The sequence below is a fragment of the Virgibacillus sp. GM2-2 genome (genome assembly GCF_055329585.1).
On the sequence record NZ_JBUZWC010000190.1, the window covers coordinates 1 to 226 of the forward strand.

At 63.3% G+C, this 226-nt stretch carries 1 protein-coding gene; it reads right to left on the bottom strand.

Annotation, left to right across the window (positions count from 1 at the left end; all coding sequences use genetic code 11):
- The coding region (locus tag ACY9Z2_RS19500) for a sigma-70 family RNA polymerase sigma factor (RefSeq protein WP_463611326.1) at window positions 1-226 on the bottom strand (226 nt) is incomplete at both ends.

A 226-nucleotide genomic window follows, 5' to 3' on the forward strand; every position in this document is an offset into this window, starting at 1 on the left:
TGGGCTCCCGGCCCAGCACCTGCATGAGCTGGCGCGACTCGCGCATGACCTTGTTGATCTGCTCGATCATGTGCACGGGAACCCGGATCGTCCGGGCCTGGTCGGAGATGGAGCGGGTGATGGCCTGGCGGATCCACCAGGTGGCGTAGGTGGAGAACTTGTACCCCTTGCGGTACTCGAACTTCTCCACCGCCTTGATCAGGCCGATGTTTCCCTCCTGCACGAG